This window comes from Pseudomonas sp. PA-1-6B, from assembly GCF_021609545.1.
GTDB lineage: Bacteria > Pseudomonadota > Gammaproteobacteria > Pseudomonadales > Pseudomonadaceae > Aquipseudomonas > Aquipseudomonas fluorescens_BV.
The window spans coordinates 78028-102647 of record NZ_WJZM01000014.1 but is presented as its reverse complement, the minus strand read 5'-3'; the positions used below and the strand labels follow the sequence as shown (position 1 = coordinate 102647).

Annotated in this window: 19 protein-coding genes; 13 read left to right on the top strand and 6 right to left on the bottom strand. The window is 59.7% G+C overall.

From position 1 onward, the window contains the following. Positions 1-400: 400 nt before the first annotated feature. Positions 401-1093: an aspartate/glutamate racemase family protein gene (locus tag GIV35_RS09710; protein ID WP_223023595.1), complete on the bottom strand. Its 693-nt coding sequence runs from the start codon at positions 1091-1093 to the stop codon at positions 401-403. Positions 1094-1445: 352 nt separating this feature from the next. Here GIV35_RS09710 and GIV35_RS09705 point away from each other — a divergent pair, with 352 nt between their 5' ends. The 5 genes from GIV35_RS09705 to GIV35_RS09685 all read left to right on the top strand — a co-directional run bounded on the left by GIV35_RS09705 (position 1446) and on the right by GIV35_RS09685 (position 7355). Next, on the top strand, positions 1446-3671 hold the full coding sequence (locus GIV35_RS09705) for a cytochrome P450 (protein ID WP_236485927.1): 2226 nt from the start codon (positions 1446-1448) through the stop codon (positions 3669-3671). After that, entirely contained in the window at positions 3668-4465 is a 798-nt protein-coding gene (locus tag GIV35_RS09700; RefSeq protein WP_200647836.1) for a class I SAM-dependent methyltransferase, read from the top strand. Before GIV35_RS09705 ends, GIV35_RS09700 begins: the two co-directional genes overlap by 4 nt. A 49-nt stretch (positions 4466-4514) precedes the next feature. Continuing rightward, positions 4515-5093 (top strand): isopentenyl-diphosphate Delta-isomerase, encoded by a 579-nt coding sequence (gene idi, locus GIV35_RS09695; RefSeq protein ID WP_198715817.1) that lies wholly within the window; start codon positions 4515-4517, stop codon positions 5091-5093. Positions 5094-5210: 117 nt separating this feature from the next. Continuing rightward, positions 5211-6569, top strand: coding sequence for a M10 family metallopeptidase C-terminal domain-containing protein (locus GIV35_RS09690; RefSeq protein WP_236265700.1), 1359 nt, complete (start codon positions 5211-5213; stop codon positions 6567-6569). Between the two features lie 114 nt (positions 6570-6683). Further along, positions 6684-7355 (top strand): DUF3313 domain-containing protein, encoded by a 672-nt coding sequence (locus GIV35_RS09685; protein ID WP_105226868.1) that lies wholly within the window; start codon positions 6684-6686, stop codon positions 7353-7355. A 54-nt stretch (positions 7356-7409) separates the two neighbouring features. Here GIV35_RS09685 and GIV35_RS09680 read toward each other — a convergent pair whose 3' ends face one another. Next, positions 7410-8810, bottom strand: coding sequence for a DUF1254 domain-containing protein (locus tag GIV35_RS09680; protein WP_213153032.1), 1401 nt, complete (start codon positions 8808-8810; stop codon positions 7410-7412). A 114-nt stretch (positions 8811-8924) separates the two neighbouring features. Beyond that, a complete protein-coding gene (locus GIV35_RS09675; RefSeq protein ID WP_105226866.1) occupies positions 8925-9278 on the bottom strand; it encodes a response regulator in 354 nt (117 codons plus the stop codon). Between the two features lie 262 nt (positions 9279-9540). Here GIV35_RS09675 and GIV35_RS09670 point away from each other — a divergent pair, with 262 nt between their 5' ends. From GIV35_RS09670 to GIV35_RS09650, 5 genes are all read left to right on the top strand, one after another. Then, positions 9541-13038, top strand: coding sequence for a response regulator (locus GIV35_RS09670; protein WP_236485926.1), 3498 nt, complete (start codon positions 9541-9543; stop codon positions 13036-13038). After that, positions 13039-13869 (top strand): CheR family methyltransferase, encoded by an 831-nt coding sequence (locus GIV35_RS09665; RefSeq protein WP_019817062.1) that lies wholly within the window; start codon positions 13039-13041, stop codon positions 13867-13869. Continuing rightward, positions 13866-14465 (top strand): chemotaxis protein CheB, encoded by a 600-nt coding sequence (locus GIV35_RS09660; RefSeq protein WP_213153031.1) that lies wholly within the window; start codon positions 13866-13868, stop codon positions 14463-14465. Before GIV35_RS09665 ends, GIV35_RS09660 begins: the two co-directional genes overlap by 4 nt. Next, a complete protein-coding gene (locus GIV35_RS09655; RefSeq protein ID WP_105226864.1) occupies positions 14459-15652 on the top strand; it encodes a hybrid sensor histidine kinase/response regulator in 1194 nt (397 codons plus the stop codon). Before GIV35_RS09660 ends, GIV35_RS09655 begins: the two co-directional genes overlap by 7 nt. A gap of 78 nt (positions 15653-15730) precedes the next feature. Further along, positions 15731-16108, top strand: a complete 378-nt coding sequence (locus GIV35_RS09650) for a response regulator (protein ID WP_032897270.1) — start codon at positions 15731-15733, stop codon at positions 16106-16108. Between the two features lie 63 nt (positions 16109-16171). Here GIV35_RS09650 and GIV35_RS09645 read toward each other — a convergent pair whose 3' ends face one another. From GIV35_RS09645 to GIV35_RS09635, 3 genes are all read right to left on the bottom strand, one after another. Then, positions 16172-17842 (bottom strand): ATP-binding protein, encoded by a 1671-nt coding sequence (locus GIV35_RS09645; RefSeq protein WP_105226863.1) that lies wholly within the window; start codon positions 17840-17842, stop codon positions 16172-16174. After that, positions 17842-19341, bottom strand: coding sequence for an ATPase domain-containing protein (locus GIV35_RS09640; protein WP_236264548.1), 1500 nt, complete (start codon positions 19339-19341; stop codon positions 17842-17844). The genes GIV35_RS09645 and GIV35_RS09640 overlap by 1 nt, the downstream gene beginning before the upstream one ends. 157 nt (positions 19342-19498) lie before the next feature. Continuing rightward, on the bottom strand, positions 19499-20557 hold the full coding sequence (locus GIV35_RS09635; protein WP_096144636.1) for a tetratricopeptide repeat protein: 1059 nt from the start codon (positions 20555-20557) through the stop codon (positions 19499-19501). Positions 20558-20978: 421 nt separating this feature from the next. On the opposite strand from GIV35_RS09635, the gene GIV35_RS09630 reads away from it, so the two are divergent. Genes GIV35_RS09630 through GIV35_RS09620 form a run of 3 tightly spaced genes read left to right on the top strand, consistent with a single transcriptional unit; the run spans position 20979 to position 24614 of the window. Further along, complete coding sequence (locus GIV35_RS09630; RefSeq protein WP_236264549.1) at positions 20979-22628, top strand: AMP-binding protein; 1650 nt, start codon at positions 20979-20981, stop codon at positions 22626-22628. A gap of 21 nt (positions 22629-22649) precedes the next feature. Then, complete coding sequence (locus tag GIV35_RS09625; RefSeq protein ID WP_054896513.1) at positions 22650-23417, top strand: SDR family NAD(P)-dependent oxidoreductase; 768 nt, start codon at positions 22650-22652, stop codon at positions 23415-23417. Positions 23418-23429: 12 nt separating this feature from the next. After that, positions 23430-24614, top strand: coding sequence for an acetyl-CoA C-acyltransferase (locus GIV35_RS09620; protein WP_054896512.1), 1185 nt, complete (start codon positions 23430-23432; stop codon positions 24612-24614). Positions 24615-24620 lie beyond the last annotated feature (6 nt).

Sequence of the window (24620 nt, the reverse complement as noted above, 5' to 3'; positions counted from 1 at the left end):
CAAATGCCAGTCATTAAATAAAGAAGGGGTAACTGTGGGGGGGGCGCTGCCCCCGCCGGGGGCGCAAAGCGGCCAAAAAATGGGCCTGCTGCGCAGTCCAGCGGGAGCAAGCTCCCTCGCCACAAGTCACTGGTTGTCTGCTCTAGCTCATAACTGACTGGCATTAGGGCAAGCGCGCGAAGGCGGAGTGTCAGTCACTGAATCTACAACTGAACCACCGCTATCGCAGGCAAGCCAGCTCCCACAAGGGTCATGCATTGCCCACAGAATCAGCGTCTGGTACAGATCCCCTGTGGGAGCGGGCTTGCCCGCGAAAGCGGTCTGACAGCCCGCCAGGATGTTGGATTAGACCGAGTACATACCCGTTATTCAGGTAAGGACCACAAAGTTGTGTCGATACCTAAGCCTCTAAGGCAAACCCCACCGCCGCCTGCGCATGCAGCGCGGTGGTGTCCAGCAGCGGCAGGGCGCTGTGTTCGGGCTGGATCAGCAGGCAGATTTCCGTGCAGCCAAGGATGATTGCCTGGGCGCCTCGTGCAGCAAGTGCCTGGATCACCCGCTGGTACAACTGGCGCGAGGTGTCACTGATGATGCCCACGCACAGTTCTTCATAGATGATTCGGTGCACCTCCTGGCGTTCATCCACCTCTGGCACCAGCACGTTGAGCCCCTGGGCGGCAAGGCGGGACTTGAGGAAGTCCTGCTCCATGGTGAATGCGGTACCCAGCAAGCCTACCGTCAGGGTTCCGGCCTCCAGAGCCGCCGCCGCCGTGGCATCAGCAATGTGCAGGAAGGGGATCGATACCGCCGCCTCAATACGCGGTGCCACCAAGTGCATGGTGTTGGTACACAGCACCACACAATCAGCGCCCCCGGCCTGCAAGCGCCGTGCGGCATCTTCCAGGATCAGCGCGGCATCGTCCCAACGCCCGGCGTGCTGAGCCTGTTCCACCGGGCCGAAATCCACGCTGTACATCAACACTTGCGCCGACCGCAGCGGGCCAAGACGGTCGCGTACGCGCTGGTTTATAAGGCGGTAATACTCGGCGCTGGACTCCCAGCTCATGCCGCCGATAAGGCCGATGGTGCGCATAGGGTGCTCCTGAAAAAGGATGAGCCTTCACCTTACCCACTCGATGCCGATGAGTCATACGCAGTTGCCGACCCATTCACCGGAGCAGTTCAAGCAACGTGGGTGATCGGTCATTGTTCGGTGTTGGGCGACTCGTCCATACCTGTGAGAAATGACAGTATATTTTTCTGAAAACCCCCTTTCTAATCAGCACGAACGACCCAGCAGCCCCTGAGCTGATGGCGACGCTCCGTTTTCCCCTACGCCGAAAGACCGCCATTGCCGGGTGACCTTCGGATACCTCTCACATCCTGCGTTTTTGATTTCAAATAAAGTCAGCCCTACTGAAAGTTTGATTCCAGAGGAGCTTTTCATGGCAGCGCAACACTGTGAAGGCGACACCGATACCCGCCACAACAGTCATTCGTCACCGGCGCCGCTCACTATTCCCGATATCCAGCTACCTTTCGCCGTTGCACCGCCGCGTGCCGACACTGAACGGCTGCGTGCGCATGCGCTTGCTTGGGCGCAGCGATACGGTTTGATCGGCAGGCGTGGCGCGCATCGGTTGACCACCACGGCACTGCTCGACCTGGGAATAGCATTGTGCGGGCGGGCGCCCACGCACCGAGCGCAGACTCTGGTGTGCTGGTACCTGTGGGCGCTTACGCTGGATGACCGTATTGATGACGGACCCTGGGCGGAAAACGGCGCGCTGGAGCATTTCATCGCCGCCGTGCAGGCGTTGACCGACAGCGGCGATGCTGTGCCGTCAGGTGAACGCGGGCGGTTCGAGGACCCGATGCTGGCTGTTCTGGTCGACGACTTGTGGCCCGAGACCCAGCGTTGGGGCAGCGGGCCTTGGCGGCAGAGGCTGGCGGGGCACTTGATCGAGCATCTGCGCGCGCAGGCGGCGCAGGTACGCATGCGAGAAACCGATACGGCGCTCGCCCTGGCTGAGTATCTGCCGTTGCGCCGGGATTCCTTCGGCGCCCTGTTCTTTTTTGATCTGATCGATGGTGCCGAAGCCCTGGACCCGTACGAGCATCCTGCACAGGTGGAAACGTGGAGCAGGTTGCGTAAGCACGCTGCCGATATCATTGCGTGGACGAACGATATCCACTCGGTTGCCAAAGATGTGGTGTGTGGCGAGCGCTTCAATCTGGTGTCGATACTCGCGCACACCGCTGGCCTGGACTGGCCTGGCGCGATAGAAGCAGCCCATCAGATGGTCAACACGGCAGTTACGCAATTCACGGCAGCCGCTACCGAGCATGCCCTTTACCCGCCGTGCGCTGCGACCGATCCGGACCGGTTGCGTCAGGTTGTCCGGGCGGCGGGGGACTGGCATCGCAGCGTTTCGCGCTATCACCTACAGGCCGATGGCTGCGCGGTACAGCACAGCCGACAAGTGGATCTGGCGCTGACTCCGCCGACCCTCAAGTCCCGCCAGTTCGAAATCGACCCGTACCCCTTGTATGAGCGTTTACGCACCACACTGCCGATCGCGTACGACGAGCCCACCGATGTTTGGCTGGTCAGTCGGCATGTGGATGTCAAAGCCGCGTTGACCCATCCAGGGGCAAGCAATCGCAATTACACCTGGCAGATTGGGCCGCTGCTGGGGCACACCATTGTGACCATGGACGGCTGCGAACACGCCCAGCACCGAGCATTGCTCACCCCGTCGTTTCGCAGCAAGGCGCTGGTGGCGCTCGAAGCGTCTGTCACCGCAGTGACCGCAGACTTGCTGGCGCGTATGCGGGGCCGGCCTCAGGTCGACCTGATTGCCGATTTCACCGCCGCGCTGCCGGTGCGAGTGATGGCTCATGCATTGGGCCTTCCGGCACACACACGGGAGGAGGTGGAGCGGCTCAAGCGTTGGTGTGCCATCGGCTTCGCGTACATGGGCAACTATCGTCAGGACCCAGCGCTGTTGACCGGCGGGTTATCCAACCGAGACAGTTTTTACGACTTTATCCAGCCCTACATCGACGCTCGGCGTATAGAACCCAGGGACGACTTGATTTCACAACTCCTGGCGGCACGCATTGACGACCAGCCATTGTCCGAGTCCTTTGTACGGTCCTATTGCGCGATCCTGATGACGGCGGGCAGCGAGACCAGTCACGGCGCCCTGGCGAATCTGATTGTCAACCTGTTGAGCGAACCTGGCGTGAAAGAGGCGGTGATCGCTGATCCAGCACTGATGGACAACGCCCTCACCGAAACCCTGCGACGCAACCCGCCATTGCAACTTGTGCTGCGGGAGGCGACTGAACCGCTGCAACTGCCGTCGGGAACAATTCCTGGTGGCGCAACCCTGGCCTGCCTGATCGGTTCGGCCAACCGTGATCCGGCCCGGTTCAGCGACCCGGACACCTTCAATATGTTGCGCGCCGAACAGGCGACCAGCCATTTCGCTTTCGGAGCGGGGCGCCACTTCTGCCTGGGCTCCATGCTCGCTCGGATGGAGATCACGATTGGCGCGCGCATGCTGCTGCAGACCTTTCCCAACCTACGCTGGGCTCCGGGGTTCAAGCCCGAAGAGCGCGGGTTTCTCAATCGCTGCCCTGATCAATTGGAGGTCGTGCTTTGACCACATCTGTTTTCACCGAGCAAACCGGCTACACCCGCAGCTATCTCGCGGACCAACACGCAGGCCAATTGGCGAGGTTGCAAACCCTGGAGCGCGCCTTTGACCCGTTAAGCCATAGGGTTTTTGAACTGTTGGATCTGCCGGACGCGCCCGCCATCCTTGATCTGGGCGCCGGTGCCGGATCGCTCGCGGGCTGGTTGAGCCAGCGATATCCCGACGCAACGGTTACCGCCACGGATATCGATACCCGCTTCCTGGTCGATATTCCTGGCATCAAGGTCATGACCCACAATGTCACGACCGATGATTTTCCTGCCGCATCGTTTGACGTGGTGCACGCCCGGGCGCTGTTGTGTCACCTCACTGACCGCGAGGAGATAGTGACGCGAGCCGCCACTTGGTTACGTCCCGGAGGCTGGTTGGTGATCGAAGATGTGAGCCTGCAACCGAGCCTTGGAACGACGAACCCGTTGTTGCGCAAAGTCGCCCAGGCCGGAATCACACTGTTGGAACAGTCCATCGGGTCGGACATGTTTTGGGCCGATGGGCTGCCTGATCGGCTACGTGACCGGGGGCTAGTCAACGTGGGGCATCGAACCCTCGAAGGCCGAATCGGCGACAACAGCCCGGCAGATGCCTTCTGGGCAGCAACCACCGCTCAGGCAGGGCCTGCATTGTTGGAACTTGGGTTACTCACCCAAGCCGACCTGGATGCCATGGCCATGCTGCGTGCCGATCCAGCGTTCACCGACGCCGCGTTGACCTTGGTCAGTGCCTGGGGACAAATTCTTTAGCTTGATACTGTGTGGCGCGAGCGCCTCATTGCACAGAAGGAGATCCAGCATGATCCACGAGGTAGTGTTAGTCGACGCACAGGATGTACAGATTGGCGTGTGCGATAAACGCGATGCTCACCTGGGAGCAGGGCAGCTTCATCGCGCTTTTTCAGTGCACTTGATTGACAGCCGTGGGCGTCATCTGCTTCAGCGTCGGGCGGCGGATAAAATGCTCTGGGCAGGTTTCTGGTCGAATGCTTGCTGCAGTCATCCGGCACCTGGCGAGTCTATTCTGGATGCCGCCTCTCGTCGTCTGCGTGAAGAGCTAGGCGTCTGGGCTTCGTGCCGTGCGCTCTATCACTTTGAGTATCATGCTTTGTTTGGCTCGATCGGCGCCGAGCATGAACTCTGTCATGTGCTTGTTGCTCAATCTGACGCTGAGGTCTCGCCCGTCCCAGAGGAAGTCAGCGATATCAAGTGGCTGACCCGCGCCGAAATAACGGCCCAGCTTGCAGAGCCCCGAGCGCCATTCACGCCCTGGTTTCGAATGCAGTGGCAGCGCCTTCTGTCAGAGCATCCTTCGTTCGATGCGCCCAGGGCCGAAGCCACGCTCCCACCGTTGGGTCGCGGAGCATCAGGTAGATAGGCGTCGGCTGCCAGGTGAGTTTTTGGAACTGTTTTGCGTAGGAATACCACTGATACGCAGGTCACTGGCCTGCCGTCAGGCGAGTAGACAAATTCCAAGTTTCCATAGGACTACCTCATGAATATTGATCCGAACATTGCTTTGGCAAGGGCACACGCCACCAGCGAGGCGCACAGGGCTGTCGTCGGGATTGCTCATGCAGACGAGCGCGGCAATAAAAATAAACATCGCCAAGTTTCATTGTCCATGGACCAAGTATTAGAAGGGTCAAAAGGTGCAGCCGGATTTGCCGGTTCACTCGGTTCCGGGGACCCTGCGGAGGTGACGTATGAGTTCGCCAATCATGCCGAAACGGGAGGCGCGACCAGCCAGTTCACAGAAGCACAAAAAGGCGTGATCCGTGAGACCCTGAATAATTTCAGCGATACTGCAAATATTCGGTTCAAAGAGTCTGTCAATGCAAAATCCCATCATATGCAGATCAAGGTCGATGGCAGTAGCTTCAAGTGGCAGGCGCCCTGGTATAAACCCGTGTCCGATGCCGAGCCCGGCAGGGTGCAGGTATCGCTGAGCCAGCGCCATGCAGATGGGCTGGAAAAGCCCAATAGTTTTGGGCGTCACATCATTGCAAAGGCGGTGGCCTTTAAATTAGGTCTTCCTGACCCAGCGTCCGCAGTATCGAGAAGCAACTACTCGGAAAATACGCTGGCTTACACGGTAAGGAGTCCTCATTTGGAAAGTCGCTCAGACCATCGCTTTAGTAAAGCCCATGGTGAGGAAATTCAGTATTCAAGTGCGCTGATGATGGATGATATTGCAGTCACGCAAGATAAATTCGGTGCGAACCTCCAAGCGCGTACCGGAGATACGACGTATGGCTTTAACTCCAATGCCGACCGTGACGTATTCAAACTGCAGTCGAGCGACGACTTGCCGGTGTTTTGCGTGTGGGACGCCGATGGTAATGACACCTTCGATTTCTCCGCCTTCAGGCAAGATCAGGTTCTCAACTTGAAATCGGGCAGTTTCTCTAATGTTGGGGGAGGCCTAGGCAACGTTTCGATCGCCAATGGCGTCACCATCGAACGGGCTATTGGCGGTGCTGGCAATGACATTTTAATTGGCAATGACGTCGGTAACGAACTGGAGGGCGGTGAGGGCGATGACATTTTTTATGTCAAGGCGAACTCTGGCTTTAACCGGCTGACAGGCGGGCCGGGTAAAAATACCTTCGTTATCGGCGCGAACGACTCATCTGCCAGCTTCGCAAACACCGCAATAATGGATTTCGTCAGCGGCAAGGACAAATTGGATATTTCAGCCCTGCGCGCAGCCCACCCTCGGCTCAAAGTTACCAACGAATATTATCGCAGCTATAATGTCACCATTTTGCGTTTCGATTTCGATGGCGACAAAAAAGAAGACTTCATGGTAAACATATATGGGCGAATCGCGGACTCCGATTTCCGCTTCTGACCTGAATGTTTAACGCATGTACTGGCTGGCGCCGAGCGAAATCAGGTGTGCTGCCCAAGTATTGGCTATACCTATAGCTCATTCTTACGATGATGGTCGCCAGGGAGTTCACTAATGAAGCTAAGGCTAATGATCGGCACATTGTGTGTCGCCTCGCTCGGTTTGGTTGGTTGCGCGAGCAAAGTGGTGCAACCGAATGAGTATTCAGGGTTTCTTTCCAACTACAGCCAGCTCAAGGAGGCCAGGTCACCGTCGGGGGCCGAGGTGATGCGCTGGGTTGATCCACAGCTGGACCTGAGTCGCTACACCGCGGTCTACATCGAACCCACTCAGTTTTACCCCAAGCCCCAGGCCACTTCCCGAATTCCCGAGAGCACGTTGCGGGGCATCAATGACTATTACAACCAGGCGCTCAAGCGCGAGCTGGCTCAGTCACTGCCCGTGGCCAATGCCCCAGGCCCAGGGGTAATTGTTGTGAGAGCGGCGATTACCGCCGTGAGCAGCAAGACCGAGAGTCTCAAGCCATATGAGTTTATTCCCGTCGCCCTGGTGGCCGCGGCAGTGAGCACGGGCACCGGCATTCGCGACCAGGAGACCACCCTGGGCACCGAGGCGCAGTTCCTCGATGGCGCCACTCATAAAGTGCTGGCCCAAGTGGTGCGCAAAGGTACCGGCAAGCCGCTGGCTAATGACTCCCAAGTGATGAAGGCCGACGATGTGAAAAGCGTCATCGACGGTTGGGCGTCGGACCTGCACCAGTCCTACGTGAAACTGAAAAAACACTGAGTCAAAAAAAAGCGCGGCGGGTCATCGCCCGTCGCGCTTTTTTATTTGCAGAGCTTATTTAAGCGGCGTCAACGCTGGTAGCTTCCACTGGCCGCTGGCAACTTCGGGCTTGGGCAGATAAATGCGCAAGACCGCGTAAAACGGGCCGGGTGGGGCCGGCAACCAGTTGCTCTGCTCAGCCTTGGGAGGTTCGTGGTGCTGCAGCGCCAGGGTCAAGCCACCATCGGCATCGAGCTTGAGGGTCGGCAGCATCTGCGAGTTGATCAGGTAGCGCTTCTTGTGGTTTGGCACCAGCAGTTTGGTCTTGGCGTCGTACATCGTCAGCGACCAGAACGCATCAGCCGGCGGCAACTGGTCCTTGGCAAAATGCACGGTGTAGCTGTGGCGTGCACCATTGGCCGGTTTGCCCTCGCTGTCGATGACGTAGCTCAAGTGCGCGGCTTCATCACTGGAGTTGCCGAACATCCCCAGCTCGGCACCGGCGTAGCGGTACAGGTAGTTGTTTTGCAGGTGGTCACGGCTGCCGTACAAGTCTGCGCCGGTCACTTGGCGAGTGTCGACCTTGGCCTTCTTGAACGCGGCGAACTCAGCGCGGCCATCGGCGATGCCATCTTCCAGGGCCTTGCGCTGCTCGGCGGTCAACTGGTTGACCTTGAACGGCGCGCCCGGGGCAATACCGATCCTGGCAAAGCGCGCCAGCAAATCTTTTTCACTGTCCTGGGGCGCGGCGAAGGCCAGCATGAAGTTCAGGTAGCGAAACAGTTGCGGGCCTTCGGTCATGGTCGCCATCGGCTTGGGCCATTGGACCTTCGGCACGTTGGCGGGGGCGGGTTGCTTCACATAACTGCTCAGCGCCTGCACCTTGTAGCCGCTCTGGATCTGCTTGACCTTGCCCAGGTCTTTATCATCAAACAGTTGCGTGCGGTAAAGCGCGTAAGCGATGTTGCTTTCGCTGTAGACCACACGGTCGATGTCCACCGGCTGCTGACCTTTCCAGTCTGGCCCGGCGATCATGTAGTGCCCGCCGTTATTGCCGGTACTGCGGGTGCCCAGGTAGGCGAAATTCTGCGTATAGAGGTCGATCAACTGCACCGAGTAATAGCGGTCGTCTTCAATCTTGGGCAGGGTCAGCACCAGCGGCTCTTTGCGCAAGTCCATCCACACGAACGAGTACGGCGTGTCGACGTTAGGAGTGGTAACTGCGTTGTCCTTGGGGGTGAGCACCTGGGCGCTGTTGTCGATACGGTTGAACGGCGCCTTGAAGTGGGCACCGCCTTTATCAACGGCCTGGGTGTAGAGCGTCTTGTACATCTGCACCACCGGGAAGCCGTACAAGTAGGCTTCCTTGGCGATGGCCCTGGCTTCGCTGGGGCTGGCGGTGAAGTCAGCCCAGGCGCCGGAGCTCATGAGTATCGAGAGGCTCGCCAACAGCAGGCGCGTCGGTTTTCCAATCATGTTGTTGCGTCCTTCCTGAGTGCTATCTGAGAGCGTGGCGTGAAGGCGCTGAGTTTCCTGTTTTATCGGCCGGTCGTCACGTTAATCTCTGCAAAGGACGATGGAGAAGGGGCGTTAGAGCATGGATTTGACTTTGTCACGCAACTGATCGATCGAAAACGGCTTGCCAATCACCTGCATGCCGTCGGGCACATCAATGTTTTCGGCATAGCCGCTGGCAAACAGGATAGGCAGGGTAGCGCGCAGTTCACGGACCTTGGCTGCCAGTTGTTTGCCGTCCATGTCGGGCAGGCCAACGTCGGTCATCATCAGGTCGATGATCTGGTCGATATTTTGCACCTGCGCCAGTGCTTCCCCAGCATCCGCGGCTTCGAGCACCTTGAACTCCAACTCTTCGAGGACATCGACGATCAGCATGCGCACGATGGGGTCGTCTTCGACTACAAGGATGGTGGAGGTGTGGGACATAGTGAACTTTCCTGAACAGTGGGAGCGCTGGGCTTAAAGGCAACTAGATTGTGAGTAATAACAATGCCAGCAAGTTCCGAAGCAATTGCTGGCATTGTGACCTTAGCGAGGCAAAAAGTCCCGTCAGCTTGCGTGATGGCTCACAAAGGTACCGGCGCCATGCGCTTGACCGCATTCGCTGCCAATCAACGCACAAACATAGCGTTGAGCGATGTTATTCGGGCAAACTTGCGGTTTTCCCGCATTTGGCCAAGGCATGCCCATGACACCCGCGTCGTCCGTCGATGAAAAAAGCTTTCGTACCCTGCTGAGCCGAAACGTGGCCCTGCCCTTGGGCGTGGGCGTGCTCAGCGCGGTGTTTTTCGTCTGCCTGATTACCTATCTGCTCTCGGTGATCCAGTGGGTGGAGCACACCGACCGCGTCATTAACAACCTCAATGAGACGTCCAAACTGACGGTTGACCTGGAAACGGGCATGCGCGGGTTCCTGATCACCGGTGACGAGCACTTCCTTGATCCGTACGAAGTGGCCAAGCCGCGGATCATTGCCGACCTGCGCAATTTGCAGGATCTGGTGGCCGACAACCCGCAGCAGGTCGACCGACTCAAGCGCTTGGAAACCTTGCAAACCGAATGGAACAACTACGCGCAGTCGATGATTGAGCTGCAGCGCAACAGCGGTGATTACCGTGGCGCGGTCAAGGCGGGCCGGGGCAAGCGGCTCACCGATGAAATTCGCAAGGAATACGAAGACGCGGTGGCGATGGAGCAGCAGTTCCGTATCACCCGTAACGCAGAAGTCACCCGCACGACGGTGATCAGTGTTGCGCTTTACCTAGTGTTTGTACTCGGGCTAAGTGGTTTTCTGGCCTATATCGGCAGGAAGAATTTAGTTTCACTTTCAAATAGTTACAGTGCAAACCTCGCGTCACAACAGAAGATTGCGCGGCGCCTGGAGCAAACCGCCTGGCTGCGCAATGGCCAGACCGAACTGGCCGAGCAAGTGTTGGGCCAACTGACCCTGAACATGCTGGGACGCAATATTCTGCAGTTCTTCGCCCAATACATGGGCTCGGCCGTCGCGGCGCTGTACGTGCGTGAAGAACACGGCGGCCTCAAGCGTGTGGCCACGTATGGCTTCTCCCGCGAGCAGGAACAACAGGAACAGTCGATCTACAGCGACGAAGGCATCGTCGGGCAGGCCGCCCAGCGCGGTCGCCTGATTCGCCTGGACGATGTGCCGGTGGATTACTTCAAGGTCAGCTCGGGACTGGGCGAGGGCGCGACCCGTAGTGTGTTGGTGGTGCCCACCAGCGATGACGACCGCGTCAACGGTGTGGTCGAGCTGGGTTTCCTGCGCCCGCTGGATGAGCGTGATATCGAACTGCTGGAACTGATCGCCGGCAATATCGGCACCTCCATCGAAGCCGCGCGCTATCGCCAGCGCTTGCAGGAAGTGCTGGCCGAGACCCAGCAGCTCAACGAAGAACTGCAAGTGCAGCAGGAAGAGCTCAAAACCGCCAACGAAGAGCTGGAAGAACAGTCGCGCATCCTCAAGGAATCCCAGGCCCACCTGGAAACCCAGCAGGCTGAGCTGGAGCAGACCAACGAGCAACTCGCCGAACAGACCCAGACCCTGGCCGAACAGCGCGACGCCATGGACCGCAAGAACATCGAGCTGAACCAGGCCCAACTGGAGCTGGAAGACCGTGCCGATGAGCTGCAGCGTTCCAGCAAGTACAAGTCCGAATTCCTGGCCAACATGTCCCACGAGCTGCGTACACCGCTGAACAGCTCGCTGATCCTGGCCAAACTGCTGGCAGATAACCCCCAGGAAAACCTCAGCGCCGAGCAGGTGAAGTTCGCCGAGTCGATCTATTCAGCCGGCAATGACTTGCTCAACCTGATCAACGACATCCTGGATATTTCCAAGGTCGAAGCCGGCAAGCTGGAAGTGCGCCCGGAAAACGCTAGCGTCGAACGCCTGGTAGATGGCCTGCGTGGCATGTTCGAGCCACTGGCAATGGACCGCAAACTGGGCTTCCAGGTGGACGTGCAGCAAGGCTCGCCAACCCTGCTGTTTACTGATCGCCAACGCCTGGAGCAGATCCTCAAGAACCTGTTGTCCAATGCCATCAAGTTCACCGAACAGGGCGAGGTCAGTCTGTCGGTGTCCCGCGCGCCGGGGGAGGGCATTGCCTTTACCGTGCGCGATTCCGGCATTGGTATCGCCCCGGATCAACAGGAAAGCATCTTCGAAGCCTTCCGCCAGGCCGACGGCACCACCAATCGCCGTTACGGCGGTACAGGCCTGGGCTTGTCGATTTCCCGTGACCTGGCCACCTTGCTGGGCGGCTATATCAGTGTGACCAGCGAACCGGGCAAAGGCAGTATTTTCACGCTCGTATTGCCTGAACAGTATGTCGAACGCGACGAGGACGCGGCGCCGATCGAGCCACCGCGCCAAGTGGTGGTCGCACCAGCGCCTGCGCCGGTCAAGGTGTCGCCATTGCCGGTGGCCGACGCCAGGCTGATCCCACGCTTTGCCGACGACCGCGAAAAAGCACCGTTCAGCACCCGCTGCATCCTGGTAGTGGAAGACGAGCCGAATTTTGCGCGAATCCTGTTCGACCTCGCTCACGAGTTGGGTTACCACTGCCTGGTCGCCCACGGTGCCGACGAGGGCTACAGCCTTGCCGAGCAGTACATCCCTGACGCGATCCTGCTGGACATGCGCCTGCCAGACCACTCCGGACTGACCGTGCTGCAACGCCTCAAGGAACACGCCAACACGCGCCATATCCCCGTGCATGTGATTTCCGTGGAAGACCGCGTCGAAGCCGCCATGCACATGGGCGCCATCGGTTATGCCGTCAAGCCCACTACCCGCGAAGAGCTCAAGGACGTGTTTGCGCGCCTGGAAGCCAAGTTGACCCAGAAGGTCAAGCGCATCCTGCTGGTGGAAGACGATGACCTGCAGCGCGACAGCATTGCCCGCCTGATCGGCGACGATGACATCGAGATCACCGCCGTAGGCTTTGCCCAGGAAGCCCTCGACCTGCTGCGCACCACTATCTACGACTGCATGATCATCGACCTCAAGTTGCCGGACATGCTCGGCAACGAGCTGCTCAAGCGTATGGCCACCGAGGACATCTGCTCGTTCCCGCCAGTAATCGTCTACACCGGGCGTAACCTGACCCGGGATGAAGAGGCCGAACTGCGCAAGTATTCACGCTCGATCATCATCAAGGGCGCGCGCTCGCCCGAGCGTCTGCTGGATGAAGTCACGCTGTTTCTGCACAAAGTCGAATCCCAGTTGTCCCATGATCGCCAGAAGATGCTCAAGACTGCCCGCAGCCGCGATAAGGTCTTCGAGGGGCGCAAAATTCTGTTGGTGGACGACGACGTACGCAATATCTTCGCCCTGACCAGCGCCCTGGAGCACAAAGGCGCGGTGGTGGTGATCGGGCGTAACGGCCAGGAAGCCATCGACAAGCTCAATGAAGTGGACGATATCGACCTGGTGCTGATGGACGTGATGATGCCGGAGATGGACGGTTACGAGGCCACCGCCTTGATCCGCCAGGACCCACGCTGGAAAAAACTGCCAATCATTGCCGTGACGGCCAAGGCCATGAAGGACGATCAGGAACGTTGCCTGGCAGCAGGCTCAAACGATTACCTGGCCAAGCCGATTGACCTGGACCGCCTGTTCTCACTGATTCGCGTATGGCTACCGAAGATGGAACGCATTTAAGTGGAGCAGTGTTTCTTGGATAAGAGCAGCGATATTGAGCTGCGCCTGTTGATCGAGGCGATTTACCTCAAGTACAGCTATGACTTTCGCGACTACTCGGGCGCTTCGGTCAAACGCCGTGTGGCCCATGCCTTGCGTCAGTTCGACTGCGCGACCATTTCCGCACTGCAAGAGCGCGTGTTGCACGACCCCGCCGCGTTCATGCAGTTGCTGCAATTCTTGACCATCCCGGTGAGCGAGATGTTTCGCGACCCGTCGCACTTCCTCGCGATTCGCCAGGAAGTCGTGCCGCTGCTCAAGACCTACCCGTCGATCAAGATCTGGATCGCCGGCTGCAGCACGGGCGAAGAGGTGTACTCCATGGCCATCCTGCTGCGTGAAGAAGGCTTGCTGGAACGCACCATCATCTACGCCACGGACATCAACCCCGCGTCGCTGGATAAAGCCAAGCAGGGCATCTTTTCCCTGGAGAACGTGCGCGCCTATACCGCCAATTATCAGCAGGCCGGCGGGCAACGTTCATTTGCTGACTACTACACGGCGGCTTACGATTACGCGATCTTCGACAAGACATTGCGCGAGAACGTGACCTTTGCCGACCACAGCCTGGCGACCGACAGCGTCTTCTCAGAAACTCAATTAATTTCATGTCGTAACGTATTGATTTATTTCAATAAAAAATTGCAAGATCGAGCGTTTGGCTTGTTTCATGAGTCGCTGTGTCATCGCGGCTTTTTGGTGTTGGGCAGCAAGGAAACCCTGGATTTTTCCGCCTACAGCAAACAATTCGAGCCCTTGGTCAAGCAGGAACGGATCTACCGAAAATCATGAGCGACGCACCAGACACCCCGATTTCGGGGATCGAAGCCATCGTGGTCGGCGCTTCCGCCGGCGGCGTTGAGGCGTTGCTGAGTGTTTTCGGCCAGTTGCCGAGCACCTTCGCTCTGCCGATCATTGCGGTGCTGCACCTGCCGGACGAGCGCCGCAGCCAACTGGCAGAAGTCTTTGCCCGGCGCCTGAACATCCCGGTCAAGGAGGCCAGGGACAAAGAAGCGCTGGAGGCCGGCACCTTGTACTTTGCCGGGCCCGGTTATCACCTCTCGGTAGAGCAGGACCGCAGCCTGTCCCTGAGCCAGGAAGACCGGGTGCACCATTCCAGACCCGCCATCGACTACCTGTTTTCCTCGGCGGCCGATGTGTATGGGCCGCGCCTGCTCGCCATTTTGTTGACTGGCGCCAACCAGGACGGCGCAAGCGGGCTGGCCCACGTCAAGCAATCGGGTGGCATTACCATCGTGCAGGACCCACAAGAGGCACGCATTGCCGTCATGCCCCTGGCGGCCCTGGCCTTGCACACACCTGACCATATTCTTTCCTTGAGCCGAATCGGCTCATTGCTGGCTTCCCTGGAACCCTTCCCATGTTAAGTACTGTCCAGGCCAAACTGCTGATCGTCGACGATCTGCCGGAAAACCTGCTGGCCCTCGAGGCGCTGATCAAGCGTGAGGATCGCCAGGTCTTCAAGGCATTGAGTGCCGACGAGGCGTTGTCCCTGTTGCTGGAACATGAATTCGCCATGGCGATCCTCGACGTGCAGATGCCTGGCATGAACGGTTTCGAACTGGCCGAACTGATGCGCGGCACCGAAAAGACCAAGAACATCCCCATCGTGTTCGTCAGCGCCGCTGGGCGCGAACTCAACTACGCCTTCAAGGGCTATGAAAGCGGCGCGGTGGACTTCCTGCACAAGCCGCTGGATATCCATGCGGTCAAGAGCAAGGTCAATGTGTTCGTCGACCTGTATCGCCAGAGCAAGGCGATGAAGCTGCAAGTTGAAGAACTGGAGCGCAGCCGCCGTGAGCAGGAGCTGTTGCTCACGCGCCTGCAGGCCACCCAGGCCGAGCTGGAGCAGGCGGTGCGCATGCGTGACGACTTCATGTCGATTGTTGCCCACGAAGTGCGTACGCCCCTCAACGGGCTGATCCTGGAGACCCAACTGCGCAAGATGCACCTGGCCAGGGACAACGCCGCGGCGTTTACCCTGGACAAGATGCACGCCATGGTGGACCGCGATGAGCGCCAGATCCAGAGCCTGATCCGCCTGATCGAGGACATGCTCGACGTGTCGCGTATCCGTACCGGCAAGCTGTCGATTCGCCCGGCACGCATCGACCTGGCGCAACTGGTACGCAACCTGGTGGATAACTTCGCGCCGCAAGTGGCAGCCGCCGAGTCGTCCATGCAATTGCAGGCCGAAAGCCCGGTGGAAGGCTGTTGGGATGAGTTCCGTATCGAGCAGGTGATCACCAACCTGCTGACCAACGCCCTGCGCTACGGAGCCAAGAGCCCGGTGCAGGTGCGGGTGTATACCGAGCATGGCGAAGCGCGGGTAGAGGTACGCGACCATGGCATTGGTATCAGCGAGGAGAACCAGAGGCGTATTTTCCAGCAGTTCGAACGGGTTTCGGCCAACCATTCCGCAGCCGGCCTGGGCCTGGGCCTGTTTATTTCCGAGCAGATCGTGGCGGCCCATGGCGGCACGATTGAGGTCGAGAGTCAGATAGGTGAGGGCGCCCTGTTCCGGGTATGCCTGCCTTTGGAAGTGGCCGAGTGAAATCAATCGTCACCCCGACGCAACCTCTGCGTGACCCCATGGTCGTAACTGCAGCAATTGACCGGACAAAGGCTTCCCATGAGTGAAGATGCACAAGATGTCGTACTGATCGTCGAGGACGACGAATCCATTATGTTTGTGCTGGGCGAGTACCTGGCAGGCTTGGGCTACCGGGTCTTGAAGGCGATCGACGGGGAGCAGGCCTTCGAAATCCTTGCGACCAAACCGCACCTGGACTTGATGGTCACCGATTACCGCCTGCCGGGTGGGATCTCGGGCGTGCAGATTGCCGAGCCGGCAATCAAATTGCGTCCGGAGCTGAAGGTGATCTTTATCAGCGGGTACCCGCAGGAAATTCTGGACTGCCACAGCCCCATCACGCGCAATGCGCCGATCCTGGCCAAGCCGTTCGATCTGGATACGCTGCAGGAGCATATCCAGCGGTTATTGGCGTAATACCCCACAACTTGAGACCCTGCGCATCTCGACGTTTTCCTTTTATCAGGTGGCGTGACCGCCCTAGGCCCTGATCATTTCTCGGACCTTGGCGGTCAACAAATCGAAGGTAAACGGCTTGGTGATCAACTGCATGCCAGGATCCAGGAACCCCCCTCGCACGGCGGCGTGCTCGGCATAGCCGGTGATGAACAATACCTTGAGTTGAGGACGAATCTGCCGGCCGATTTCCGCCAGTTGCCGGCCGTTCATACCGGGTAAGCCGACATCGCTGATCATCAGGTCGATGCGCTGTTCGGATTCAATGATCGGTACCGCCGTATTCGCGTCCCCAGCCTCGATAAACCCATACCCCAGTTCTTTGAGCACAGCGCTGACCAGCACCCGAACCGCGGGGTCATCCTCGACAATCAACACCGTTTCCCCAGCATTGGCAAACGGCAGCAGTGTCGGGTTGAGCGGCGCTTGTGCCTGGGGCTCACCAATGAAACGCGGCAGAAACAGGCTGACCGTCGTGCCTTGGTTGACTTCGCTGTGGATGGTTACATGCCCATGAGACTGGCGAGCGAAGCCGTAGATCATCGACAACCCAAGACCGGTGCCTTGGCCGATGGGTTTGGTGGTAAAAAACGGATCGAACACGCGGCCCATCAGGTGTTGCGGTATGCCGCAACCGTTGTCGCTGACACTCAGCTCTACGTAGTCGCCCGGGGTCAAGGTGCCGTAGGCGGCGGTAAAGACACTGTCGAGGTGGCGATTGGTGGTCTCCACGGTCAGCGTGCCACCCGCGGGCATGGCGTCGCGCGCGTTGATCACCAGGTTGAGCAAGGCGCTTTCAAGCTGGTTCGGGTCGGCTTCGGCGGTCCACAGGGCATCGCTCAGACGCATGTCCAGGCTGATGCTTTCGTTGATGCTGCGTTGCAGCAACTCGCCCATGGCTGCCACCAGTTGATTGATCTGCACGGGCTTGGAGTCAAGCGATTGTCGGCGTGAAAACGCCAGCAACCGGTGTGTGAGGCTGGCCGCGCGATTGGCAGAGGTCACACCCAGGTCGATCAGGCTGTCCAAATCATCCAGTTTGCCTCGGGATACCCGCCTGCGCAGCAGTTCCAGGCTGCCGATAATGCCCGTGAGCATATTGTTGAAGTCATGGGCGATACCGCCGGTCAACTGGCCGACGGCTTCCATTTTCTGCGACTGGCGCAAGGCCTCTTCGTTGTGGCGCAGTTGAGCCGTGCGTTCTTCCACTTGCTGCTCGAGCGTTTCCAGAATGCGCTGCAGCCGCAGTTCACTCTCGCTCAAGTCAATCAACCGGTCCCGTGCTTCGTATTGGCGACGCCGACCGCGCAGCGCGGCGCTCACCAGGCTGATCAGGGTAATGGGGTGGAAAGGTCGCTCCAGAAACGTCACGTTGCCCAGCAAGCCACTGAGTCGGGTGGAGCCGTTCTGCTCTTTGCCGCCATGGTGGGTCATCAGTACGATCGGCAGGTCGGACCACGCCGGCTGCTGGTGCAGTTGCTCGAGCAGTGGTTCAAGGTCTACGCCACGCAGCGCCTCGGCGGCAATGATGAGCAGGCCGGCGCCTTGCGCCAGTTCTTCGCACACTTGCCCCAGGTTGCTGGCGACGATGCCGCTGTAGCCGGCTTCGTTAAGCATCATCAGCGCCAATGAACCATCGCGGCCCATGGGCGCCAGCACGATGGCGCGTTCGGAGACGGGGGACAAGGCCGGCACTAGCCCTCATCCTTGAGCAGAGGGGAGCCGGCGCCCATATAGGTTGGAATGCCGCGCAGCACACCCTGAAAGTTATCCAGGGGAACACCCACGGTCATGCCACGGCTGCCGATGCGATATTCGCGGATAGTCGACTCATGGGAGCCAGTCCTTTTCTTGATGATCGAAATGGCCCGGCGAACTTTGCCCAGAGCCTCGAAATAACGCAGCAGGATCACGGTGTCAGCCAGGTAGGTGATGTCGACCGGCGTCTGCATGTCGCCCACCAGGCCGTGCTGGGCCACCGTCATGAAGGTCGCGGCACCGCGGCGGTTGAGGTACAGCAACAGCTCATGCATATGCAGGATCAACGCGTTTTCTTCAGGCATGGCGGCCTGGTAGCCGTTGATACTGTCGATGACCACCGTCTTGATGCCGCGCTCATCCACGCAGCGACGAACCCGATGCGAAAATTCGCCGGGGGAGAGTTCAGCGGCGTCTACCTGTTCGATCAGCAGGTTGCCGGTGTCCCGTAGCGCGGCGAGATCAATGCCCATGTTTTTCATGCGCTCGAACAGCAGGCCCAGTTCTTCATCGAAGATAAACAGTGCAGCCTTTTCGCCTCGCGCCACGGCGGCGGCGGCGAAGATCATCGAGATCAGCGACTTGCCGGTACCCGCCGGGCCGAGAATCAGGCTGCTGGAGCCGGTCTCGATACCACCGCCGAGCAAAGAGTCCAACTCCTCGATGCCACTGCTCAAGGTTTGACGGTTATAACCACCGCGATGCTCGGCCGCTACAAGGCGCGGGAACACGTGAATGCCGTCGCCCATGATGGTGAAATCATGAAAGCCGCCACGGTATTTCTGGCCACGGTATTTCACGATGCGGATACGCCGACGCTCGGCACCGTAGGTGGGGGTCAGTTCTTCCAGGCGAATCACGCCGTGGGCCACGCTGTGCACGGTTTTATCCAGGGTCTCGGTGGTCAGGTCATCCAGCAGCAATACGGTGGCGTCATAGCGTACGAAGTAGTGCTTGATCGCCAGGATCTGCCGGCGATAGCGCAAGGAGCTTTGCGCCAGAAGGCGGATCTCAGACAGGCTGTCGACCACCACGCGGGTTGGCTTGACCCGTTCTACCACTTCAAAGATCTGGCGGGTGGCTTCACCCAGCTCCAGGTCGGAGGAGTACAGCAGACTTTGCTGGTGATCGGCGTTGAGCAGGCTTTCCGGTGGGGTCAGCTCGAAGATATGAATATGCTCATCCAGGTCCCAGCCGTGGGATTTGGCACCCTGGCGCAGTTCGTGCTCGGTTTCGGACAGGGTGATATATAAGCAACGTTCGCCGTTCTGCGCACCGGCCCGCAGAAAATGCAGGGCCACGGTGGTTTTACCGGTGCCGGGTTCGCCTTCGAGCAAAAACACGTGGCTTCGCGATAGCCCCCCGGCAAGAATGTCATCAAGACCTTCGACGCCGGTGGCCGCCTTTTCACTCAACAGCTGTTTGGATGTACTCAAGAAGTGCCCTCAGGTCACGTACAAGTAGAGGGGCACGCCGAATGGGACGCGCCATATTCACTTGACCGTAGTGGCCACTGGCGGTTCAACGTTTTGAATGATTTGTACGAAGAGAGGGCGCTTTTACAAGTTTTTGCAGTGCTGAACTGATCGCAGGTCAGAGGCCCTGCTGTAGCGCCGGATCATCCGGGTTCTGTTGCTCCAGTTGAGCGAGCAGCACCTGGACGTTCTGCAACTGGCCGGTCTCTTTCCAGTAGTTGACCAGCAGCACGCGGGCTTTGCGGTTGGCGGGGTGACGCTGGACGATTTCTTCCAACTGGCGCTGGGCTGCCTCTACTTCGTCCTGGGCGTGCAGGGTCGTGGCCAGGTCGTAGCGATAATCCGGGTTGTCCGGCGCAAGCTCCACCGCCTTGGACAGGCCGAGCAGGGCGTAGGGCCGCTCGCCATGGTGCAGCAGCCACATGCCCAGAGCATGTTGCAGGTAGGCCGATTCGGGGTGCGCAGCCAATTGTCGGGCCAGCAGTTGACGCGACTCGTCAGTCTTTCCTTGTTTGTCCAGCAGTTCGATTTGCGATACCACCGCTTGCAGGTTGTCCGGCTGCAAGCGCATTGCCTGCTCCAAGGCGTTTTGCGCCTCCGGCAGCAGGGCGCTGTGGATGTATAGGCGCGCCAATTGAATCCAGCCTTCAGCCGTTTCGGGCTGGGCCTTCAGCGTTGTCACGAATTCGTCGAGCACCTGCTGCAGTGGGCCAAAGTACAAACCCAGGGTATCGGGCGACAGGCCGAGCAAGGCGTTGGCGGCGGCAAAGCGCACCGATTGTTCCGGATCGTCCAGCACCGGGCCGAGCAGTAAGGTACGTTGGCCGGTTGGCACTAGGCCGACGATGCTGTGAATCGCGGCTTCGCGCACCAGCGCCGACTCATTGGCCAGGTCTTTGTCGGCCAGTTTCAGCGCCTGGGGGCTGGGGTAATTGGGCAGCTCCGCATGCAAGGCGGCGCGGCGTTCGGGCGACAGGTCCGGCCGGCCCAGCTGTTGGTACAACACACGTGCGGCGCCAGGCTCGCCGTTATGCGCCTGCTTCAAGGCCTTGGAATAGCCATGGGCGATGGCCGGGGCGACGGCCACTGCCGGGGTACGGGAGAAAAACCAGGTGATCAGTACGATCAGCAACAGGGCGCACAGGCCGATGATGGAGTAACGGCGTGACTTTGACATGCAGGCGTCCGAAAGCTTGGGCAGCTAAAAGTGGACAGCTTCGGCCAGCGCAAGGCGAGTGTCAAACCGGTGGTTCAGTAACTGAGGTGGTAACTGACACACCGCCTTCGCGGGCAAGCCCGCTCCCACAGAGATTTGCGCTTGGCGCTGATTCCGTGGGCGATAGATAACCCCTGTGGGAGCTGGCTTGCCTGCGAAAGCGGTGATGCCGTAACAGGTGTGGTAACTGACACACCGCCTTCGCGGGCAAAGCTCCCACAGAAAAGCGAAAAAGCGCCCCGTGTTCACTACGGACTGGCCAAACCAGTCAGCCAAGTTGAAGGCTTTGACCATTGCCGCTGCGCCGCTCTGGAGCGACTATTTCAGCGGTTTATCGAGTTGTAAACGTCCTGAAAATAAAAACACAGAAGGATAGGAAGCGATGCGTGAGTATTTGGCTGCCACCACCGAGTTTGATTACCAGCATACCGTCGACGCCGCACTGGCCGGCAATCTGCAGGCGCTCAATGCCTGTGTGGAATGCTGTGACCGTCACGCGCTGCCGGGGCGCATCGCGTTGTTCTGGGAAGGCAAGGACGGGCGCAGCGCCACCTCTACCTTTACCGAACTGCAGGAGCAGGCCGCACGTTTCGCCAACTTCCTGCTGGCCCAGGGAGTCAAGCGCGGTGACAAGGTGGCGGGCCTGTTGCCCCGTACTGCCGAATTGTTGGTGGTCGTGCTGGCGACGTGGCGCATCGGCGCGGTCTATCAGCCGCTGTTTACCGCGTTCGGCCCCAAGGCGATTGAACATCGCTTGAACAGCTCTGGCGCAGCGCTGGTGGTCACCGATGCGGTGAACCGCCCCAAGCTGGGCGAAGTCGCCGGCTGCCCGACCATCGTCACAGTCGCCGGGGCCAAAGGCGAAGGTATCGTGCGGGGCGACTACAGCTTCTGGGCCGAACTGCCCAATTACTCTTCTCACTGCGAGCCGGTGCTGCTGGGCGCAGAGGAGCCGTTCCTGCTGATGTTCACCTCCGGCACCACCGGCCCGTCCAAGGCGCTGTCGGTACCGCTCAAGGCCATCGTCGCGTTCCAGGGCTATATGCGCGACGCCGTGGACTTGCGCCCCGAGGACGCGTTCTGGAACGTTGCCGACCCTGGCTGGGCCTATGGCATCTATTTCGGCGTGACCGGGCCGTTGTCCATGGGGCACCCGATCACCTTCTACGATGGCCCGTTCACTCTGGAAAGCACCTGCCGGGTCATCAATAAATACTCGATCACCAACCTGACCGGTTCGCCCACGGCGTATCGGCTGTTGATTGCCGGTGGCGAACAGTTCGCCCGTTCGATCAAGGGCAAGCTGCGCATCGTCAGCAGCGCCGGCGAGCCATTGAACCCGGAGGTGATCCGCTGGTTCGCCGACAACCTGGGCGTGACCATCCACGACCATTACGGCCAGACCGAGCTAGGCATGGTGCTGTGCAATCACCATGGTTTGGCGCATCCGGTGCATGTCGGCTCGGCGGGTTTTGCCTCGCCAGGGCATCGCATCGTGGTGCTGGATGACAACCACCAGGAGCTGCCTGCCGGCCACCCCGGCATCCTTGCCATCGACCGCGAGCAATCGCCTATGTGCTGGTTTGCCGGGTACGACGGCGTGAAAACCAAGGCGTTCGTCGGCAAGTACTACCTCAGCGGCGACACCGTGGAGCTGAACCCGGACGGCAGCATCAGCTTTGTCGGGCGCAGCGACGACGTGATCACTACATCCGGTTACCGCGTGGGCCCTTTCGATGTGGAAAGCGCGTTGGTGGAACATCCTGCGGTGGTCGAGGCTGCCGTGGTCGGCAAGCCTTGCCCGGAGCGCACCGAGCTGGTCAAAGCCTTTGTGGTGATCAGTGAGCAATACCGTGCCACCCCGGAGCTGGCTGAAGAGTTGCGCCTGCATGTGCGTCAGCGCCTGGCCGCCCATGCGTACCCGCGGGAAATCGAATTTGTCAGCGACTTGCCCAAGACCCCGAGCGGCAAGCTGCAACGCTTTATTTTGCGCAATCAGGAAATAGCCAAGGCCCAGGCGGCCGTGGCGTGATCCCTTTAAAAGGAAACAACGATGCAGATTGAAAACAAGGTATTCCTGGTCAGCGGCGGCGCGTCGGGCCTCGGCGCGGCCACGGCTGAAATGCTGGTCGCCGCAGGTGCCAAGGTGATGCTGGTGGACTTGAACGCTGACGCTGTGGCCGCCAAGGCCGAGCAACTGGGCGACAACGCCCGCAGTGCCGTAGCAGACATCAGCCAGGAAGCCGCTGCAGAAGCGGCGGTGAAGGCAGCGGTCGAGGCCTTTGGTGGCTTGCATGGCCTGGTCAACTGCGCGGGTGTGGTGCGTGGCGAGAAGATCCTCGGCAAGAATGGCCCGCACGGCCTGGCAAGCTTCGCCCAGGTGATCAACGTCAACCTGGTCGGCAGCTTCAACCTGTTGCGCCTGGCCGCTGCGGCTATCGCTGAAACCGAGGCGAATGCCGACGGCGAGCGCGGCGTTATCATCAATACCGCCTCGGTGGCGGCATTCGATGGGCAGATCGGCCAGGCTGCGTACGCCGCCTCCAAGGGCGCGATCGCCAGCCTCACCTTGCCTGCCGCACGGGAACTGGCGCGCTTTGGTATCCGGGTGATGACCATTGCACCGGGCATTTTCGAAACCCCGATGATGGCCGGCATGACCGACGAAGTCCGCAACTCCCTGGCTGCCGGCGTGCCGTTCCCGCCACGCCTGGGCAAGCCCGCCGAATATGCCGCGCTGGTACGCCACATCATTGAAAACAGCATGCTCAATGGCGAGGTGATCCGTCTCGACGGTGCCTTGCGCATGGCCGCCAAATAAGGAGCAATTGCCATGAACGACCCTATTGTTATTGTAAGCGCCGTGCGCACGCCCATGGGCGGTTTCCAGGGCGACCTCAAAAGCCTGACCGCACCGCAGCTGGGCGCAGCCGCCATTCGTGCGGCGGTCGAGCGTGCCGGTATCGCCACCGATGCTGTTGACGAAGTGCTGTTTGGCTGTGTGCTGCCCGCCGGGCTTGGACAGGCGCCTGCCCGCCAGGCTGCCCTGGGCGCCGGGTTGGACAAGGGCACGCGCTGCACCACCCTCAACAAAATGTGCGGTTCCGGTATGGAAGCGACGATTCTGGCCCACGACTCGCTGCGCGCTGGCAGCGTGGATGTGGTGATCGCAGGCGGCATGGAAAGCATGTCCAACGCCCCGTACCTGCTGGATCGTGCGCGCAGCGGCTACCGCATGGGCCACGGCAAGGTGCTGGACCATATGTTCCTCGACGGCCTCGAAGATGCTTACGACAAGGGGCGCCTGATGGGCACCTTTGCCGAGGACTGCGCCGAGCACAATGGTTTTACCCGGGAAGCCCAGGACGCGTTTGCCATCGCTTCCCTGACCCGCGCACAAGAGGCCATCACCCACGGCAGCTTTGCCAGTGAAATCGTCCCGGTGCAGGTCACCGTGGGTAAAGAACAAAAAACCATTCTGCACGATGAGCAACCGCCGAAAGCCAGGCTGGACAAGATTGCCAGCCTTAAACCGGCGTTCCGTGACGGCGGTACAGTGACAGCAGCCAACTCCAGCTCGATCTCCGATGGCGCCGCGGCGTTGTTGCTGATGCGTGAGTCCGAGGCACTCAAGCGCGGCCTCAAGCCGTTGGCAGTGATCCACGGGCACGCCGCGTTTGCCGATGAGCCTGGGCTGTTTCCGGTGGCGCCGGTGGGGGCGATTCGCAAACTGATGAGCAAGACCGGCTGGGGCCTCGACGAGGTGGACCTGTTCGAAATCAACGAGGCCTTCGCCGTGGTCAGCCTGGTGACCATGAGCAAGCTGGAGATTCCCCACGACAAGGTCAACGTGCATGGTGGTGCCTGTGCATTGGGCCACCCCATTGGTGCCTCCGGCGCACGCATCCTGGTGACGTTGCTCGCGGCCCTGCGCCAGAAGGGCCTCAAGCGTGGCGTCGCCGCTATCTGCATTGGCGGCGGTGAAGCCACGGCCATGGCCGTTGAATGCCTGTATTGAGGATGA